Consider the following 17,795-nt stretch of genomic DNA (forward strand, 5'->3'; position numbering starts at 1 on the left):
GCCGCCATCCAGTTCCAATGCACAGTACCGTCGCCAGGCCACGGGAGGAAGCCCTCCCTACGTCTACAAATCTTCAGTGCCTGAGGTTGCCATTGTCGACCAGCAAGGGAACGTGACAGCGACGGGTAATGGATCTTCTTTGATCTCAGTGACGGACCAGCTAAACAGAAATGTCCATTACCACATTGAGTTCTCGGGTGTGCGGTTGGTCTATCTGGTCGAGAACGCCTACTGGGACTCTAATGCTCAGCACCCCTTGCGCCCAGACCTGAATGCATTGTCCATCAATGAAATAAGGCAGTTCTGGAATCAATACCAGGGCGAATCCGACCCGTTCGGTAGTGTGCCAAGCTTATTGAAATGGCCAGCCGGTAATTATTGGTCGTCGAATAACGCTACGGGGAACAACGCGTACGCTGTGAACTTGAGTGTCGCGACACCCAATTTTGCTCAGATTCCCACAGCTGGAGGCACTGTGCTCCCGGCGTTGTTCAAATCGAACGGGTAGATCTTTCTCAAACGTAATGGGGTACTTAGACTCCCGGCATGAGGTTGCCATGGGTACGTAAAACCCCTGGTATCTTTGCCAGATGTGATGTTTAGGTGAGGTGGAATCAATGGCCTTGCGAACTATCTTATTTGCAGCAGGAGAGCAATTGTGACCAGCGTAGAGAACTTCCCGATACTGTCCCCGCTCGACCTGGAGCTGATCAACAAGCTCAATAACATTCCTTCATCCGGGGTCACGAGTGATCTGAAAAAGATTTACCCATCCGGCTTGATACTCGATGTTCACACGCCTACCGTGATGGGCGGTATCAACCTCGGAATGATGACCACCAATATCAACGGATTGCTGTGTATTATTCAGCCCTTTCTGAACATGCAGAACAGTTCGTATACGGTCATGCTTGGTGGAGTAGAAGTCGCTTCAGGAACCATCACACAAGCCGATGAAAGCTTCGTGCCTTTTTACATTAAGCCAGCACAGGTATACAGCTTGCTTGGCGGGCAGGAGAGTGGCATCTACGAGTTGTACGCAAGGATTCTCCGGCCCGTTTCCCAAAATGAAGAAGAAACCCCCCGGTTGACTGTCAAGATTGACTTGCTGGCACCGGGTGGCTTTGACCCGGATCCGAGCACACCCGAGCATGACAAGCTACTACCGGTAACGGCAAACCTGGGTAACCCGGGTGTCATCGGCGCAAGTGACATCGATAATGGGGTGACGTTTGAAGTGCCGCCTTACGAGGGCATGGCGTTGTTCGATACCGTCACCCTTTCGGTGGGGGGGCGCTTGGTCACCCGTTTGCTTGAGAGCGTGAATGACGTCGGAAGTCCGGTCACTATTCTGGTCGGGCCTGCGGATCTGCAAGGTCTTCCTGATAAAGCTGAAGTCGTCGTTATCTATCGTCCTCATGACGAGACGCACAATCCCAGTACCTGGTCGAGGCGTGGGCTATTTTTGGTAGAACGAACCGCAGGCCTGCTTGACCCGCCACAGTTCGAAGATGAGTCTCTGGATTTGCCCAGATCGACCATTGATCTTGCCGCACTCCTTACGACGACGACCGCAGTGATCGTGTCGACCGGCAGGTTGGCCGTAGGCGAGTCGGTCACATTGACGTGGCGTCTGACCTTGGCCAGTGGTCGGACGCTTTCTGGGCAGCAGACCCAGGTGGTCGTTTCGCGCAGAGAGAACCTGGTATTCGATGTGCCACAGGATCAGGCCGTAACCCTTGGGGCTGGACGGTTGGTCGTTTCGTATGTTGCCGCGCAGAGTGGTCGCTCCAGCAGCGCCGTGGCCAACCTGATCAATGAGTTGGTGGGTGCAGGCCCGCTGCCTACACCCATCATTCCGCAAACCAATGGAACATCGGAGCTGAACCTGGCGACGTTCGTCGGCAACGCTCATGCCCAGGTCGTGCCATGGCCACGAATCGCAGTGGGCCAACGTTACTGGTGGCGGGCAACATTCCGCACGACGGCTGGTGAGCAGGCGCATCTGCTGGCCAGTAGTACGGTTTCTTCCGGTGACCTTACCCAAGGCTTGCGGGTGTCGCTGGAGCGCACGCTCCTTCAGAGTGTGGTGGCCGGCAGCAATTTGCGCATCAGCCTTAGGGTGGCGTTCAAGGGTGAAGACGAAAGCCTGGCAACGCTGTTCCCGGAGCCAACGGTTGTGGTGACCGGCCAGCTTCCCCTGTCGCTGGGTGGGGCCCACAGTCAGGCGGTAGCGGCGTCCTACATCATCGCTCAAGGGCGCCCTCCGAAAATGCCCGCAGCATCGGCCAACGCGGTGTTCAATCGTGGCGCGAGTGGTGGGGTGCCTCCTTACAGTTACCAATCCAACAATTCAGCGGTGGCGACCGTAGATCAGAGTGGCCGTGTCGTGGCTGCGGGGAATGGCACTGCGCAGATAACCGTCACCGACAGTGCTGGTAATCGGGCCAGTTATGCGATTTCGTTCAGTGGGGTGAGGACAGTTAGACGGGAAGACAGTCGGTGGTGGGTGCCGAGCCCTCAGAGTGACGTGCGCCGACCACAGAACTATGCCTTGACGCGAGCGCAGATGAGGCAGTTCTGGGAACAGTACAGGGGTGAAGCACCGTCGCTTTCCGTGCCTGCCATCCTCGGCTGGCCGGTATCGTACTACTGGACTTCGGAGAATATCGCGACCAACGACCATGCATGGGCAGTCGATTTTCAATCGCTATCGCCCAACTTCAACGGGACATCGTTCCAGGGTGGCAACAAGTTTGCGGCGCTCTACCGAAACAGTTGGTAAGGCAAAAAAAGCCCCGCCAGATGGCGGGGTTGAGGTACGAGCGTGGCAGCTCGAAACTGAAGCCTGCCTCTCCCGTTGAGCGGGGAGAGGCAGGTTTTTTGCGTTACAGCAGCATGGTGCGGATATCGCCCAGCACGTCGCCCAGGCGCTTGGTGAAGCGCGCGGCGGCGGCGCCGTTGATCACACGGTGATCGTAGGACAGCGACAGCGGCAGCATCAGCTTAGGCTGGAAGGCCTTGCCATCCCAGACCGGTTGCATGGTGGCCTTGGACACACCAAGGATTGCCACTTCCGGCGCGTTGACGATCGGCGTGAAGCCGGTGCCGCCAATGTGGCCGAGGCTGGAGATGGTGAAGCAAGCGCCCTGCATGTCGTCGGCCGAGAGCTTCTTGGTGCGGGCTTTTTCGGCCAGCGCGGCGGCTTCGGCAGCCAGTTGCAGCAGGCTCTTCTGGTCGACGTTCTTGATCACAGGGACCAACAGGCCATCCGGGGTGTCCACGGCGAAGCCGATGTGTACGTACTTCTTGCGGATGATCGCCTTGCCGCTTGGTGCCAGCGAGCTGTTGAAGTCCGGCAGTTCCTTGAGCAGGAAGGCGCAGGCCTTGAGCAGCAGCGGCAGCACGGTCAGCTTGACGCCAGCCTTTTCAGCCACGGCCTTCTGCGCGACGCGGAAGGCTTCCAGCTCGGTGATGTCGGCCGAGTCGAACTGAGTGACGTGCGGCACGTTCAGCCAGCTGCGGTGCAGGTTGGCGGCACCGACCTGCATCAGGCGGGTCAGGGCCACTTCTTCCACTTCACCGAACTTGCTGAAGTCGACTGCCGGGATCGGCGGGATGCCTGCACCACCGGTAGCACCGGCGGCTGGAGCTTCCTTGGCCTTCTGCATCATCGCTTTGACGTAAACCTGAACGTCTTCTTTCAGGATACGGCCGTGCGGGCCAGTGGCGGCGACTGCACCCAGCTCGACACCGAATTCACGGGCCAACTGGCGAACGGCAGGGCCGGCATGGACCTTGGCGTTGTTGCCGGCGGCCGGTGCGGTAGCGACCGGGGCTGGCGCAGCAGCCGGAGCGGCGGCGGCAGGTGCAGTAGCCGGGGCAGGAGCGGCTGCCGGCGCGGCAGCGGCCGGAGCCGGAGCAGCAGCAGGGGCGGCGCCTGCGGCCTTGATCTTGAAGATTAGGTCGCCGGTGCCGACTTCGTCTTCCAGCTTGCACAGCACGGCTTCGATCACGCCAGCGCTAGGCGATGGGATCTCCATGGAAGCTTTGTCAGATTCCAGGGTGATCAGCGACTGGTCGGCTTCGACGGTGTCGCCGACCTTGACCAGCACTTCGATGATCTTGGCCTTGCCCGACGAGCCGATGTCCGGCACGTGGATGTCCTGCACGCTGGCGGCAACCGGGGCTGCGGCCGGAGCGGCAGCTGGGGCGGCTTCAGCGGCCGGAGCCGGTGCAGCTGCCTGGGCCGGGGCGGCGGCGGCCGGAGCCTCGGGCGCCGCAGCGGCGCCCTCGACTTCCAGCACCAGCAGTTCGTCGCCTTCTTTGAGGCGGTCGCCCAGCTTGACCTTCAGTTCCTTGACCACACCGGCCTTGGGGGCCGGGATCTCCATGGAGGCCTTGTCGGACTCCAGGGTCAGCAGGCTCTGGTCAGCCTCGATACGGTCACCGACCTTGACGAACAGCTCGATGATTTCACCTTCACCGCTGCCGATGTCAGGTACGCGAATGAGTTCGCTCACTTAAAAATACTCCTCAGCAGTCCAGTGGGTTGCGCTTGTCCGGGTCGATGCCGAACTTGACGATGGCGTCAGCCACAACCTTGGGTTCGATCTCGCCGCGGTCAGCCAGGGCTTCCAGGGCAGCCAGCACCACGAAGTGGCGGTCGACTTCGAAGAAGTGACGCAGCTTCTTGCGGCTGTCGCTGCGACCGTAACCGTCGGTACCCAGGACCTTGAATTCTTTGCTCGGTACCCACTGGCGAATCTGCTCGGCGAACAGCTTCATGTAGTCGGTGGAGGCGATGACCGGGCCTTTGCGACCGGCCAGGCACTCTTCCACGTAGGTGGTCTGAGGCTTCTGGCCAGGCTTGAGGCGGTTGGCGCGTTCCACGGCCAGGCCGTCGCGACGCAGTTCGTTGAAGCTGGTGACGCTCCACACGTCGGCACCGACGTTGAACTCTTCACGCAGGATCTTCGCAGCTTCGCGGACTTCGCGCAGGATGGTGCCGGAGCCCATCAGCTGTACGTGGTGCGCGGCTTCGCGGGTGTCTTCCTCGAGCAGGTACATGCCCTTGATGATGCCTTCCTCGACACCGGCCGGCATGGCTGGCTGCTGGTAGGATTCGTTCATCACGGTGATGTAGTAGAAGATGTCCTGTTGCTCTTCGGTCATCTTCTTCATGCCGTCCTGGATGATCACCGCCAGCTCGTAGCCGTAGGTTGGATCGTAGGTGCGGCAGTTCGGGATGGTGCCCGCCATCATGTGGCTGTGACCGTCTTCGTGCTGCAGGCCTTCACCGTTGAGGGTGGTACGGCCGGCGGTACCGCCGATCAGGAAGCCACGGGTGCGGCTGTCGCCAGCGGCCCAGGCCAGGTCACCGATACGCTGGAAGCCGAACATCGAGTAGAAGATGTAGAACGGCAGCATCGGCTGGTTGTGGCAGCTGTACGAAGTACCGGCAGCGATGAACGACGACATGGCGCCGGCTTCGTTGATGCCTTCTTCGAGGATCTGGCCCTTCTTGTCTTCGCGGTAGAACATCACCTGGTCTTTGTCGACAGGCTCGTAGAGCTGGCCGACCGACGAATAGATGCCCAGCTGGCGGAACATGCCTTCCATACCGAAGGTACGGGCTTCGTCCGGGATGATCGGGACGATGCGCTGGCCGATGTCCTTGTCCTTGACCAGCTGCGCCAGGATGCGCACGAAGGCCATGGTGGTGGAGATTTCACGGTCGCCCGAACCGTCGAGGATCGCTTTGAGCGTTTCCAGCGGTGGGGTCGGTACGCTGAAGCTCTGGGCACGGCGCTGCGGCACGAAACCACCCAGGGCGGCGCGGCGCTCGGCCAGGTACTTGGCTTCGGCGGAACCTTCTTCTGGTTTGAAGAACGGCAGGTTCTCGAGGTCGGCATCCTTGACCGGGATGTCGAAGCGGTCACGGAAGTGACGCAGGCTGTCGACGTCGACTTTCTTGGTGTTGTGCGCGGTGTTCTTGGCTTCGCCAGCACCGGTACCGTAACCCTTGATGGTCTTGGCCAGGATGACGGTCGGCTGCTCTTTGTGGTTCACAGCCTGGTGGTACGCCGCGTAGACCTTGTACGGGTCGTGGCCACCACGGTTGAGCTTCCAGATCTCGTCGTCGGACAGGTCTTCGACCATGGCCTTGAGCTCTGGGGTGTTGAAGAAGTTCTCACGAACGTACGCGCCGTCTTTGGCTTTGTAGTTCTGGTACTCGCCGTCGATGACTTCGTCCATGCGGCGCTGCAGGGCACCGTTGGTGTCCTTGGCCAGCAGTGGGTCCCAGAAACGGCCCCAGACCACTTTGTTGACGTTCCAGCCACCGCCGCGGAACACGCCTTCGAGTTCCTGGATGATCTTGCCGTTGCCGCGAACCGGGCCGTCGAGGCGCTGCAGGTTGCAGTTGATGACGAAGATCAGGTTGTCCAGCTTCTCGCGGCCAGCCAGGGCGATTGCGCCCAGGGATTCCGGCTCGTCGCACTCGCCGTCGCCCATGAAGCACCAGACCTTCTGCTTGCCGGCCGGGATGAAGCCGCGGGCTTCCAGGTACTTCATGAAGCGAGCCTGGTAGATCGCCTGGATCGGGCCCAGGCCCATCGAGACGGTCGGGAACTGCCAGAAGTCAGGCATCAGCCACGGGTGCGGGTACGAAGACAGGCCCTTGCCGTCCACTTCCTGACGGAAGTTGTTCATCTGCTCTTCGTTGATGCGGCCTTCCATGAAGGCGCGGGCGTAGACGCCTGGCGAGGCGTGGCCCTGGAAGAAGATCAGGTCGCCGCCGTGTTCTTCGGTCGGGGCCTGGAAGAAGTAGTTGAAGCCGATGTCGTACAGCGTGGCGCTGGAGGCGAAGCTCGAGATGTGGCCACCCAGGTCCGAGTCTTTCAGGTTGGTACGCATGACCATGGCCAGGGCGTTCCAACGCACCATCGAGCGAATGCGGCGTTCCATGAACAGGTCGCCAGGCATGCGTGCTTCGTGGGTGACAGGGATGGTGTTGCGGTACGGCGTGGTGATGGCATACGGCAGCTGCGAGCCACTGCGGGTGGCCAGCTCGCCCATACGGGTCATCAGGTAATGAGCGCGGTCTTCGCCTTCTTTGTCGAGGACCGACTCCAGGGCATCCAGCCATTCCTGGGTTTCGATTGGATCGAGGTCTTGCATGGCTTGCTCCAGGGCGGAAAGGCCACCAGAATCGATGGCCTGAGTTTGCGACTGGCCTTATGGGCAGACGTCGTGAATTCTTGGATTACCGGACAGTCATCCGGCGCGGTGTAGTTTTACTACAAATGCTTTCGCATTTCATGCTTTTGCACGTCATGGGTAGTAGTAAAACTACACAAATGCGACGGTTTGTCGCATGCCGGCTTGTGGGGAAAAACGTTCCCGTTAGTTGAATCTGTGTTCGAGTTGGGTGTTTGTTGATGTTTCTTGCCAGAAAATCAGAATTTTCAGCTATTTCGAACTTTTGTATGACAGTCCAACCGTGGTCCGGCCCCCTTTTGACCGCTCCAACCCCTCTCTTTCACGCCGATCAAGGATAGACCATGCGCCTGCCTTTGCCGCTCGATCTGCCTGCCGCACTCCAACCGCTGGTCGCCCGTAATCGGCAGTTCCTGCACGATGCGCTGGCCGGGCACCCTGAGCTGAACCCGGACCACTGGAGCACAGAACATCGACGGCAGTTCGACCAGGTATGTGCGGCCAGCGAATTCGTATTGGCCCAGGCCCAGCGCGACCCGGTCATGCTGTTCGCCCTGCTGGCCAGTGGCGAGCTCGACCGCCCCTTCGCCCCGGGCGAGCTGCGCGGGCAGGTCAACGCCGTGGTGCAGGCCGCACAAAGCGAGGACGAACTGGCGCGCCACCTGCGCCGCGAACGCAACCGCCAGCAACTGCGGATCATCTGGCGCGACATCACCCGCCAGGCGGCGTTGGGCGAAACCTGCCGCGACCTGTCCGACCTGGCCGATGCCTGTATAGATGAAGCGTACCTGTGGCTGTACCCGCGGCACTGCCAGCAGTTCGGCACACCCATCGGCAACCGCAGCGGCGAAGCCCAGCACATGGTGGTGCTGGGCATGGGCAAGCTGGGGGCGGTGGAGCTCAACCTGTCTTCGGACATCGACCTGATCTTCGCCTTCCCCGAAGGCGGTGAAACCGAGGGGGTGAAGCGCTCGCTGGAAAACCAGGAGTTCTTCACTCGCCTGGGCCAGCGGCTGATCAAGGCACTGGACCCGGTCACCGTCGATGGCTTCGTGTTCCGCGTTGACATGCGCCTGCGCCCCTATGGCTCGGCCGGCGCATTGGTGCTGAGCTTCAACGCGCTGGAGCAGTACTACCAGGACCAGGGCCGCGACTGGGAGCGCTACGCGATGATCAAGGCGCGGGTGGTGGCCGGTGACCAGGCCGCCGGCGCGCAGTTGCAGGAGATGCTGCGCCCGTTCGTGTACCGGCGTTACCTGGACTTCTCCGCCATCGAAGCGCTGCGCACCATGAAGCAGCTGATCCAGCAGGAAGTACGGCGCAAAGGCATGGCCGACAACATCAAGCTGGGGGCTGGTGGCATCCGCGAGGTGGAGTTCATCGCCCAGGCCTTCCAGCTGATCCACGGCGGGCGCGACCTCAGCCTGCAACAGCGGCCCTTGCTCAAAGTGCTGGCGACCCTGGAGGGGCAGGGCTACCTGCCGCCGGCGGTGGTCGCCGAGCTGCGCGAGGGCTATGAGTTCCTGCGCTACACCGAGCATGCGATCCAGGCCATCGCCGACCGCCAGACCCAGATGCTGCCGGACGACGCAACCGACCGTGAGCGCATCGCTTATATGCTCGGCTTTACCGACTGGGCCAGCTTCCACGACCAGCTGATGCACTGGCGCGGGCGTATCGACTGGCACTTCCGCCAGGTGATCGCCGACCCCGATGAAGACGACGCCGAGGGTGAGCTGGTGGTGGGTGGCGAGTGGTCACCGCTGTGGGAACAGGCCCAGGACGAGGAGGCGGCCTGCCGCCAGCTGGAGGAGGCCGGTTTCCAACAGCCCGCCGACGCCCTGCGCCGCCTGGCGGCCCTGCGTACCAGCCCTTCGCTGCGCTCGATGCAGCGCATCGGCCGCGAGCGCCTGGATGCCTTCATCCCGCGCCTGCTGGCCCAGGCGGTCGAACACGACAACCCGGACCTGGTGCTGGAGCGGGTGCTGCCCCTGGTCGAGGCCGTGGCGCGGCGTTCGGCCTACCTGGTGCTGCTCACCGAAAACCCCGGCGCCCTGCGCCGCTTGCTGACCCTGTGCGCGGCCAGCCCGTGGATCGCCGAACAGATCGCCCGCTACCCGTTGCTGCTCGACGAGTTGCTCAACGAAGGCCGCTTGTTCAGCCCACCCCTGGCGCCGGAACTGGCCGCCGAGCTGCGCGAGCGCCTGACCCGCATCCCCGAGGATGACCTGGAGCAGCAGATGGAAGCCCTGCGCCACTTCAAGCTGGCCCACAGCCTGCGTGTGGCGGCTTCCGAGATCACCGGCAACCTGCCGTTGATGAAGGTCAGCGACTACCTCACCTGGCTGGCCGAAGCCATCCTCGACCAGGTGCTGGCCCTGGCCTGGCGCCAGACCGTGAGCCGCCATGGCCAGCCCAAGCGCAGCGACGGCAGCCTGTGCGACCCGGGCTTCATCATCGTTGGCTACGGCAAGGTCGGCGGCATCGAGCTGGGCCACGGTTCGGACCTGGACCTGGTGTTCATCCACGATGGCGACCCGCACGCCGAGACCGACGGCACCAAGCCCATCGACAGCGCGCAGTTCTACACGCGCCTGGGCCAGCGCATCATTCACCTGCTGACCACCCAGACCAACTCCGGGCAGCTGTATGACGTCGACATGCGTCTGCGCCCGTCCGGTGCGTCGGGGTTGCTGGTCAGCTCGTTGGGCGCCTTCGAGCGCTACCAGCAGAACGAAGCCTGGACCTGGGAGCATCAAGCCCTGGTCCGCGCCCGCGTGCTGGTGGGCTGCAAGCAGGTGGCGGCGGCTTTCGAAGGCGTACGCGCGGGGGTGCTGGGCAAGCCCCGTGACCTGGATAAATTGCGCGCCGAAGTGAGCGAGATGCGCGCCAAGATGCGCGGCAACCTCGGCACCAAGGGCACCGCCGCAGGCACCGCGGACAACGCCTTCGACCCCGGGCAGCCCTTCGATATCAAGCAGGATGCCGGCGGTATCGTGGATATCGAATTTATGGTGCAATACGCCGCTTTGGCCTGGTCTCACGATCACGCGGGCATACTGCGCTGGACCGATAACATCCGCATTCTGGAAGAGCTGGAGCAGGCCGGGTTGATGCCCGCCGCCGACGCCGTTTTGCTGCGCGAGGTGTACAAGGCGTTCCGCGCGGCCTCGCACCGCCAGGCGTTGCAGAAGCAGGCCGGGGTGATCGATGCGGCGCAGTTCGTCGATGAGCGCCGCGAGGTGCGGCGGATCTGGGGTGAGCTTGGCCTGACTTGAGATTTTGGGGCCGCTTTGCGGCCCTTTCGCGACACAAGGCCGCTCCTACAAGGGGATCGCGAACCTCTGTAGGAGCGGCCTTGTGCCGCGAAAGGGGCGCAACGCGCCCCCAGTGGTACACTGTCCGCCACATAGCCTGAATATAAAGAGGGGAGGCCAGGTTGTAACGCAGCCTGCAGCCTCCCCGAATGTTTCTGGATAACGCATGAAAATACTGATCATTGGCCCCAGTTGGGTCGGCGACATGGTGATGGCGCAGACCCTGTTCCAGTGCCTGAAGCAGCAGCACCCCGATTGCCAGATCGACGTGCTGGCCCCCGAATGGAGCCGGCCGATCCTCGAGCGCATGCCCGAGGTGCGCCAGGCCCTGAGCTTCCCGCTCGGCCATGGTGCGTTGGAGCTGGCCACCCGCCGGCGCATCGGCAAATCGCTGGCCGGCCAGTACGACCAGGCGATCCTGCTGCCCAACTCGCTCAAGTCGGCGCTGGTACCTTACTTCGCCGGTATCCCCAAGCGCACCGGCTGGCGCGGCGAGATGCGCTACCTGCTGCTCAACGACGTGCGCAAGCTGGACAAGGCGCGCTACCCGCTGATGATCGAGCGCTTCATGGCCCTGGCTTACGCCCCGGGCGCTGAACTGCCGCAACCTTACCCACGCCCCAGCTTGCAGATCGAGGCCCAGAGCCGCGACGTTGCCTTGAGCAAGTTCAAGCTGGAGCTGGACCGCCCGGTGCTCGCCCTGTGCCCCGGCGCCGAGTTCGGCGAAGCCAAGCGCTGGCCGGCCGAGCATTACGCTGAAGTGGCCGATGCGATGATCCGCCAGGGCTGGCAGGTGTGGCTGTTCGGTTCGAAGAGCGACCACCCGGTGGGCGAGCAGATCCGCGACCGGCTGATCCCGGGGCTGCGTGAAGAGTCGTACAACCTGGCCGGCGAAACCTCGCTGGCCGAGGCCATCGACCTGATGTCCTGCGCCAATGCCGTGGTCTCCAACGACTCAGGCCTCATGCACGTGGCCGCCGCGCTGAACCGCCCGCTGGTGGCGGTGTACGGCTCCACCTCGCCGGGCTTCACCCCGCCGCTGGCCGAACAGGTCGAGGTGGTGCGCACCGGCATCGAATGCAGCCCGTGCTTCGACCGCACCTGCCGTTTCGGCCACTACAATTGCCTGCGTTTGCTTGAACCGGCCAAGGTTATCGCCGCGCTGCACAACCTGAACGGGCCGAACCTGATCGATAGCGTGGCAGAGGTCGACTGAGTGCGGGTCCTGATCATCAAGACGTCGTCGCTGGGCGACGTCATCCACACCCTCCCGGCGCTCACCGACGCCGCCCACGCCATCCCCGGCATCCGTTTCGACTGGGTGGTGGAAGAGGGTTTCGCCGAGATCCCCAGCTGGCACCCGGCGGTCGACCAGGTGATCCCGGTGGCCATTCGCCGCTGGCGCAAGAACCTCTGGCAGACCATCAAGAGCGGCGAGTTCAAAGCGTTCAAGCAACGCCTGCGCGCGCGCAAATACGACCTGGTGATCGACGCCCAGGGCCTGGTCAAGTCGGCCTGGCTGACCCGCTACGTGAAAGCGCCGGTGGCCGGGCTCGACCGCTATTCGGCCCGTGAGGGCTTGGCCAGCCGCTTCTATGACCGGCGCCTGTCGGTCGCTGTCGGCCAGCACGCCGTCGAGCGCGTGCGCCAGCTGTTCGCCCTGGCCCTGGCCTATGACCTGCCCGAGGGCCTGGGCGACTACGGCCTGGACCTCAACCGCCTGCAACTGCCGCCAGCGGCGCCCTATGTGGTGTTCCTGCATGGCACCACCTGGGCCACCAAGCACTGGCCGGAAGCCTACTGGCGCGAGCTGGCCGAGCGCATGGGCCGGCGCAAGCTGCAAGTGATGCTGCCGTGGGGGAACCCTGCGGAGAAGGCCCGCGCCGAGCGCATCGCCCAGGGCTTGAATAACTGCCAGGTACTGCCCAAGTTGAACCTGGTCGGCGTTGCCCGCGTACTGGCGGCCGCCAAGGCCTGCGTGGCGGTGGACACCGGCCTGGGCCACCTGGCCGCAGCGCTGGATGTACCGACCATCTCGCTGTTCGGCCCCACCAACCCTGGTTTGACCGGTGCCTACGGACGCGCCCAGATTCACCAGGCGAGCAACTTCCCCTGCGCCCCGTGCCTGCAGAAGAAGTGCACCTACAAACCGAGCGCCGAGGACCTGCGCCGGTTCGATCTCAAACGCGAGTGGCCGCTGTGCTTCACTCGCCTGAATCCCGAGCATGTGGCGGGCCGCTTGAGCGCGCTGCTGCTGGCTGAGGATGTTCGTTGATGCAACTGGCTTTCGTGCTCTACAAATATTTCCCCTTCGGCGGGCTGCAGCGCGACTTCATGCGCATTGCCCTGGAGTGCCAGAAGCGGGGCCACCAGATCCGCGTGTACACGCTGATCTGGGAAGGTGACATTCCGCCGGGCTTCGAGGTGCTGGTGGCGCCGGTGAAGGCGCTGTTCAACCACCGCCGTAACGAGAAGCTCAGCGCCTGGATGGCGGCGGACCTGGCCAAGCGCCCGGTCGACCGCTTGATCGGCTTCAACAAGATGCCCGGGCTGGACGTGTACTACGCCGCCGACGGCTGCTTCGAGGACAAGGCCCAGACCCTGCGCGGCGGCCTGTACCGCCGCTGGGGCCGCTACCGCCACTTCGCCGAATACGAGCGGGCGGTGTTCGCCAAGGACGCCCACACCGAGATCCTGATGATCTCCGAGGTGCAGCAACCGCTGTTCATCAAGCATTACGACACCCCCGAGGCGCGCTTCCACCTGCTGCCACCGGGGATCTCCCAGGACCGCCGCCGCCCGGCCGATGCCGACGCCATTCGCGCTGAATTCCGCAAGGAGTTCGGCCTGGCCGACGATGAGCTGCTGCTGGTGCAGATCGGTTCGGGCTTCAAGACCAAGGGCGTCGATCGCAGCCTCAAGGCCTTGGCCGCGTTGCCTTCGGCATTGCGCAAGCGCACCCGGCTGATGGTCATCGGCCAGGACGACCCCAAGGTGTTCCAGTTGCAGAGCGCCACGCTCGGCCTGGGCGAGCAGGTGCAGTTCCTCAAGGGCCGCAACGACATTCCGCGCTTCCTGCTGGGGGCCGACCTGCTGATCCACCCGGCCTACAACGAGAACACCGGCACCGTGCTGCTCGAAGCGTTGGTCGCCGGGTTACCGGTGCTGGTGTCGAAGGTCTGCGGCTACGCCCACTACATCGCCGAGGCCGACAGCGGCCTGGTGCTGGACGATCCGTTCGAGCAGGAGCAGCTCAACGGCTACCTGCAACGCATGCTCGAAGACGCCGAGGCCCGCGCGGCCTGGTCGCGCAATGGCGTGGCCTTCGCCGCAACCGCCGACCTGTACAGCATGCCGCAGCATGCCGCCGACGTGATTCTTGGGGAGAACGCATGAAGCTGATGTTGGCCGAGCCGTTCAAGCGCCTGTGGGCCGGGCGTGACCCGTTCGACGCCGTCGAGCAATTGCAGGGCGAGGTGTACCGCGAGCTGGAAGGCCGCCGCACGCTGCGCACCGAGGTCGATGGCGAAGGTTTCTTCGTCAAGATCCACCGCGGCATTGGCTGGGGCGAGATCTTCAAGAACCTGTTCAGCGCCAAGCTGCCGGTGCTCGGTGCCGGCCAGGAATGGCGGGCCATCCAGCGCCTGCACGAAGTCGGTGTGCCGACCATGACCGCAGTCGCCTACGGCGAGCGCGGCGGCAACCCGGCCAGCCAGCATTCGTTCATCGTCACCGAAGAGCTGGCGCCGACCATCAGCCTGGAAGACTTCAGCCTCGACTGGGTTCGCCAGCCGCCCGAGCCACGCCTCAAGCGCGCGCTGATCGCCGAAGTGGCGAAGATGACCGGCGGCATGCACCGCGCCGGGGTGAACCACCGCGACTGCTACATCTGCCACTTCCTGCTGCACACCGACCGGCCAGTGACGCCGGAAGATTTCAAACTGTCGGTGATCGACCTGCACCGGGCGCAGACCCGGGCCAGAATCACCCGACGCTGGCGCGACAAGGACTTGGCCGCGCTGTATTTCTCGGCACTGGATATCGGCCTGACCCGCCGTGACAAGCTGCGCTTCCTGCGCGGTTACTTCCAGCGCCCGCTGCGTGACGTGTTCAAGGAAGAGGCCGCACTGCTCGCCTGGCTCGAGCGCAAGGCGCAGAAACTCTATGAACGCAAGCAACGCTATGGGGATGCGCTCTGATGGCGGGTTGGACACTGGCGCCGGGCTACGAAAAGCTGGCGGCGGATTTTGGCAGTTTGCAGGCAGTCTTCGCCCTGCAAGGGGAACACCTGACCCGCGACCCGCTCAGCGAGGTCATTCGCGTGCAGCGCGACGGCGTCTGGTACTACGTCAAGCGCTACACCGGCGCCGGCAAGCACATGCGCCGCTTCCTCGGCCGGCCGCGGATCAAGGCCGAATGGCAGAACCTCAAGCAGTTCGCCAAGTGGGGGATCCCCACCGCCGAAGTGGTGGCCTGGGGCCTGGAGCGCAACGGCTTGTCGTTCGGCCGTGGCGCGATGATCACCCGTGAGCTGCCGCGCACCGAAGACCTGTCGGCACTGGTCGACAACAACGACCCACGCCTGCGTGACCGCGCCTGGGTCGACCATGTCAGCCGCCAGCTCGCCCGGCATACCCGGGTGATGCACGATCACCACTTTGCCCATAACGACCTGAAGTGGCGCAACCTGCTGGTGGACGATGAGGGCACGCTGTTCTTCATCGACTGCCCGACCGGCGACTTCTGGCGCGGCTTCATGCTGCGCCACCGGCTGATCAAGGACCTGGCGTGCCTGGACAAGGTCGCCAAGTATCACCTGTCGGCGACCCAGCGCCTGCGCTTCTACCTGCAATACCGTCGGCACGACCGCCTGAGCGCCCGCGACAAGCGGCGCATTCGCCAGGTGCTGGGCTTTTTCGAGGGAAGGGAATGACCGATTACCTGGCCAGCGCCGACCAGGCGCTGCTCAAGCGCCATGGCCTGGGCGATTTCGACGCCCTGTGGGCCGTGCAGCTCGACGCCGTGGATGAACCCAACACCGGCCGTGGCGGCTGGAGCAGCGTGTTCCGCCTGGAGCTGGAGGGCAAGGGCTTCTACCTCAAGCGGCAAAGTGACTACTTCACCCGCAGCTTGCAGCGCCCGTTCGGCGAGCCGACCTTCGCCCGCGAGTTCCGTAATATCAGCCGCTACCAGAAACTCGCCATCCCAGCCTTGCAGGCGGTGTTCTATGGGGAGCGCAAGCAGGCTGGCGAGCACCGCGCGATCCTGATGACCCGCGCCCTCGACGACTGGCGCGACCTGGAGCAGTGCCTGGAGCAGTGGCCGCAACTGGAGCCGGCGCAGCGCCAGGGCATCCTGCACGCCTGTGGGCAACTGGCCCGCACCCTGCACGGCGCCGGGCAGATGCACGGTTGCTTCTACCCCAAGCACATCTTCCTGCGCGAGCGCCGCGAAGGCTGGCAGGCGCAGTTGATCGACCTGGAAAAGACCCGCCCGCTGTTGTTCGGCATGCGCGACCGGGTCAAGGACCTGGAGCCGCTGCTGCGCCGTGCCCGTGCCTGGAGCGAGGCCGAGGTGCGCGAGCTGCTGGGTGCCTACCTGCAACAACCGGTGGACAGCCCGCAGGTGTCCGCCTGGCTGCAACGCCTGACGCAACGCCGTCGTCACAAAGAGGCCCGCTGATGCGTTTGTCCGAACTCAAGGACGCCGGGCGCAGCCCGTCGTTACCGCTGACCGTCACCCTGGCCGACGCCGCCGGCGTGGCCGACCTGCAACTACTCAGCCTGCTGCGCGTGCTGCCCGGCCAGCGCTATGTGGGCGCCGGCATCTGGCGTGGCACCCCGGTGCTGGCCAAGCTGCTGGTGGGTGGCAGTGCCGCCCGTCACTTCCAGCGCGAGCTGGACGGCGTGCGCCTGCTGGCCGAACAGGGCCTGACCACGCCGCGCCTGCTGGCCGATGGTTTGAAGGAAGGCGAGGGTGGCTGGCTGCTGTTCGAGTTCCTTGAAAACGCCGAAAGCCTGGCCGACGCCTGGGCCGAGGTGGAGCACCTGCCGATGCTCGCCGACGAGCAGCACCTGGTGCTCGGCGAGGCGCTGACGGCGGTGGCGCAGATGCACGCCAAGGGCCTGTGGCAGGCAGACCTGCACCTGGACAACCTGCTGCGCCAGGGCGGCCAGGTCTACCTGATCGACGGTGGCGGGATCAAGGCCGAGACCCCCGGCCAACAGCTGTCGCGCCAGCGCGTGCTGGAAAACCTCGGGGTGCTGTTCGCCCAGTTGCCCAAGCGCCTGGAGCCGTTCATCGAAGAGGCGTTGGTGCATTACCTGATGGCCAATGCCGAGCATGCGCTGCCGCTGGAAGCGCTGCTCAAGCAGGTGGACAAGGTGCGCAGCTGGCGCCTGAATGACTACCTGGACAAGGCTGGGCGCGAGTGCACGCTGTTCAGCGTTGAGCGCAGCCTGTCGGGGTTGCGCGCGATCCCGCGTGGCGAGGTTGCGGCCATGCTGCCGGTGCTGGAGCAGGCCGATGCGCTGATCGACCAGGGCCACCTGTACAAAACCGGCGGTGCGGCCAGCGTGGCGCGCATCGAGGTTGGCGGCCGGCCGCTGGTGCTCAAGCGCTACAACATCAAGAACACCGCCCATTGGTTCAAGCGTTTCTGGCGGCCGAGCCGGGCCTGGCATTCGTGGATCGAGGGCCACCGCCTGGGGTTCCTCGACATCGCCACGCCGCGCCCGCTGGCGGTGCTGGAAACCCGCACCCTGGGCCTGCGCAACCGCGCCTACCTGGTCACCGAGTACATCGATGGGCCAGACCTGGCCGCCTGCTTTGCGCCCTTCGTGGACAGTGGCGAGGCGCCGGATGAGCAGGTCGAGGCGCTGATTCGGCTGATGCAGCAGTTGATCCGCGAGCGCATCAGCCACGGCGACTTCAAGGGCCACAACCTGTTCTGGGACAACGGCCGCTGGTCGCTGATCGACCTCGACGCCATGTGCCAGCACGCCACCCAGCTCAGCTTCGCCCCGGCCTTCGCCCGTGACCGGGCGCGGTTGTTGCGCAACTGGCCGCGCAGCAGTGCGTTGTATCAGCGGTTGGATCAGGTGCTGCCGCGGCTGGCGGATTAACCGTTGCCGGTATGTGCTGGCTTTACTGGCCTCATCGCTGGCAAGCCAGCTCCCACAGGAACGGCGTTGTCCTTTAGGCTGGCACGGTTCCTGTGGGAGCCGGCTTGCCGGCGATGCAGGCGCCGCAATAAAG

General features: G+C 63.9%; 11 protein-coding genes. 9 read left to right on the forward strand and 2 right to left on the reverse strand.

Going from position 1 to position 17,795, the window contains the following annotated elements; genetic code table 11:
• Positions 1 to 658: 658 nt before the first annotated feature.
• Positions 659 to 2,785, forward strand: a complete 2,127-nt coding sequence (locus IX761_RS27380) for an Ig-like domain-containing protein (RefSeq protein WP_194788331.1) — start codon at positions 659 to 661, stop codon at positions 2,783 to 2,785.
• Positions 2,786 to 2,888: 103 nt separating this feature from the next.
• Here IX761_RS27380 and aceF read toward each other — a convergent pair whose 3' ends face one another.
• A complete protein-coding gene (gene aceF, locus IX761_RS04015; protein ID WP_194788332.1) occupies positions 2,889 to 4,523 on the reverse strand; it encodes a dihydrolipoyllysine-residue acetyltransferase in 1,635 nt (544 codons plus the stop codon).
• A 13-nt stretch (positions 4,524 to 4,536) separates the two neighbouring features.
• Positions 4,537 to 7,182: a pyruvate dehydrogenase (acetyl-transferring), homodimeric type gene (gene aceE / locus IX761_RS04020; protein ID WP_194788333.1), complete on the reverse strand. Its 2,646-nt coding sequence runs from the start codon at positions 7,180 to 7,182 to the stop codon at positions 4,537 to 4,539.
• A 383-nt stretch (positions 7,183 to 7,565) separates the two neighbouring features.
• Here aceE and glnE point away from each other — a divergent pair, with 383 nt between their 5' ends.
• The 8 genes from glnE (at position 7,566) to IX761_RS04060 (ending at position 17,662) form a co-directional block, all read left to right on the forward strand.
• On the forward strand, positions 7,566 to 10,499 hold the full coding sequence (gene glnE / locus IX761_RS04025; RefSeq protein WP_194788334.1) for a bifunctional [glutamate--ammonia ligase]-adenylyl-L-tyrosine phosphorylase/[glutamate--ammonia-ligase] adenylyltransferase: 2,934 nt from the start codon (positions 7,566 to 7,568) through the stop codon (positions 10,497 to 10,499).
• Positions 10,500 to 10,704: 205 nt separating this feature from the next.
• Positions 10,705 to 11,754 carry a lipopolysaccharide heptosyltransferase II gene (waaF, locus tag IX761_RS04030; RefSeq protein ID WP_194788335.1) on the forward strand — a complete coding sequence of 350 codons (1,050 nt, stop codon included), beginning with the start codon at positions 10,705 to 10,707 and terminating at the stop codon, positions 11,752 to 11,754.
• Positions 11,755 to 12,813 (forward strand): lipopolysaccharide heptosyltransferase I, encoded by a 1,059-nt coding sequence (waaC, locus tag IX761_RS04035; RefSeq protein WP_194788336.1) that lies wholly within the window; start codon positions 11,755 to 11,757, stop codon positions 12,811 to 12,813.
• Positions 12,813 to 13,934 (forward strand): glycosyltransferase family 4 protein, encoded by a 1,122-nt coding sequence (locus IX761_RS04040; protein WP_194788337.1) that lies wholly within the window; start codon positions 12,813 to 12,815, stop codon positions 13,932 to 13,934. The genes waaC and IX761_RS04040 overlap by 1 nt, the downstream gene beginning before the upstream one ends.
• Positions 13,931 to 14,737, forward strand: a complete 807-nt coding sequence (gene rfaP / locus IX761_RS04045; protein WP_194788338.1) for a lipopolysaccharide core heptose(I) kinase RfaP — start codon at positions 13,931 to 13,933, stop codon at positions 14,735 to 14,737. Before IX761_RS04040 ends, rfaP begins: the two co-directional genes overlap by 4 nt.
• A complete protein-coding gene (locus IX761_RS04050; RefSeq protein ID WP_194788339.1) occupies positions 14,737 to 15,471 on the forward strand; it encodes a lipopolysaccharide kinase InaA family protein in 735 nt (244 codons plus the stop codon). Before rfaP ends, IX761_RS04050 begins: the two co-directional genes overlap by 1 nt.
• Complete coding sequence (locus tag IX761_RS04055) at positions 15,468 to 16,220, forward strand: lipopolysaccharide kinase InaA family protein (RefSeq protein ID WP_194788340.1); 753 nt, start codon at positions 15,468 to 15,470, stop codon at positions 16,218 to 16,220. The genes IX761_RS04050 and IX761_RS04055 overlap by 4 nt, the downstream gene beginning before the upstream one ends.
• Positions 16,220 to 17,662, forward strand: a complete 1,443-nt coding sequence (locus IX761_RS04060; protein WP_194788341.1) for a lipopolysaccharide kinase InaA family protein — start codon at positions 16,220 to 16,222, stop codon at positions 17,660 to 17,662. The genes IX761_RS04055 and IX761_RS04060 overlap by 1 nt, the downstream gene beginning before the upstream one ends.
• Positions 17,663 to 17,795 lie beyond the last annotated feature (133 nt).

The sequence above is a fragment of the Pseudomonas sp. UFMG81 genome (assembly GCF_015354575.1).
Taxonomy (GTDB): Bacteria; Pseudomonadota; Gammaproteobacteria; order Pseudomonadales; family Pseudomonadaceae; genus Aquipseudomonas.

What these genes read in the sequence shown, in the direction of transcription:
- aceE (WP_194788333.1), bottom strand. Translation starts at nt 7,182, where the DNA reads ATGCAAGACCTCGATCCAATCGAAACCCAGGAATGGCTGGATGCCCTG.
- glnE (WP_194788334.1), top strand. Translation starts at nt 7,566, where the DNA reads ATGCGCCTGCCTTTGCCGCTCGATCTGCCTGCCGCACTCCAACCGCTG.
- waaF (WP_194788335.1), top strand. Translation starts at nt 10,705, where the DNA reads ATGAAAATACTGATCATTGGCCCCAGTTGGGTCGGCGACATGGTGATG.
- IX761_RS04040 (WP_194788337.1), top strand. Translation starts at nt 12,813, where the DNA reads ATGCAACTGGCTTTCGTGCTCTACAAATATTTCCCCTTCGGCGGGCTG.
- rfaP (WP_194788338.1), top strand. Translation starts at nt 13,931, where the DNA reads ATGAAGCTGATGTTGGCCGAGCCGTTCAAGCGCCTGTGGGCCGGGCGT.
- IX761_RS04050 (WP_194788339.1), top strand. Translation starts at nt 14,737, where the DNA reads ATGGCGGGTTGGACACTGGCGCCGGGCTACGAAAAGCTGGCGGCGGAT.
- IX761_RS04055 (WP_194788340.1), top strand. Translation starts at nt 15,468, where the DNA reads ATGACCGATTACCTGGCCAGCGCCGACCAGGCGCTGCTCAAGCGCCAT.
- IX761_RS04060 (WP_194788341.1), top strand. Translation starts at nt 16,220, where the DNA reads ATGCGTTTGTCCGAACTCAAGGACGCCGGGCGCAGCCCGTCGTTACCG.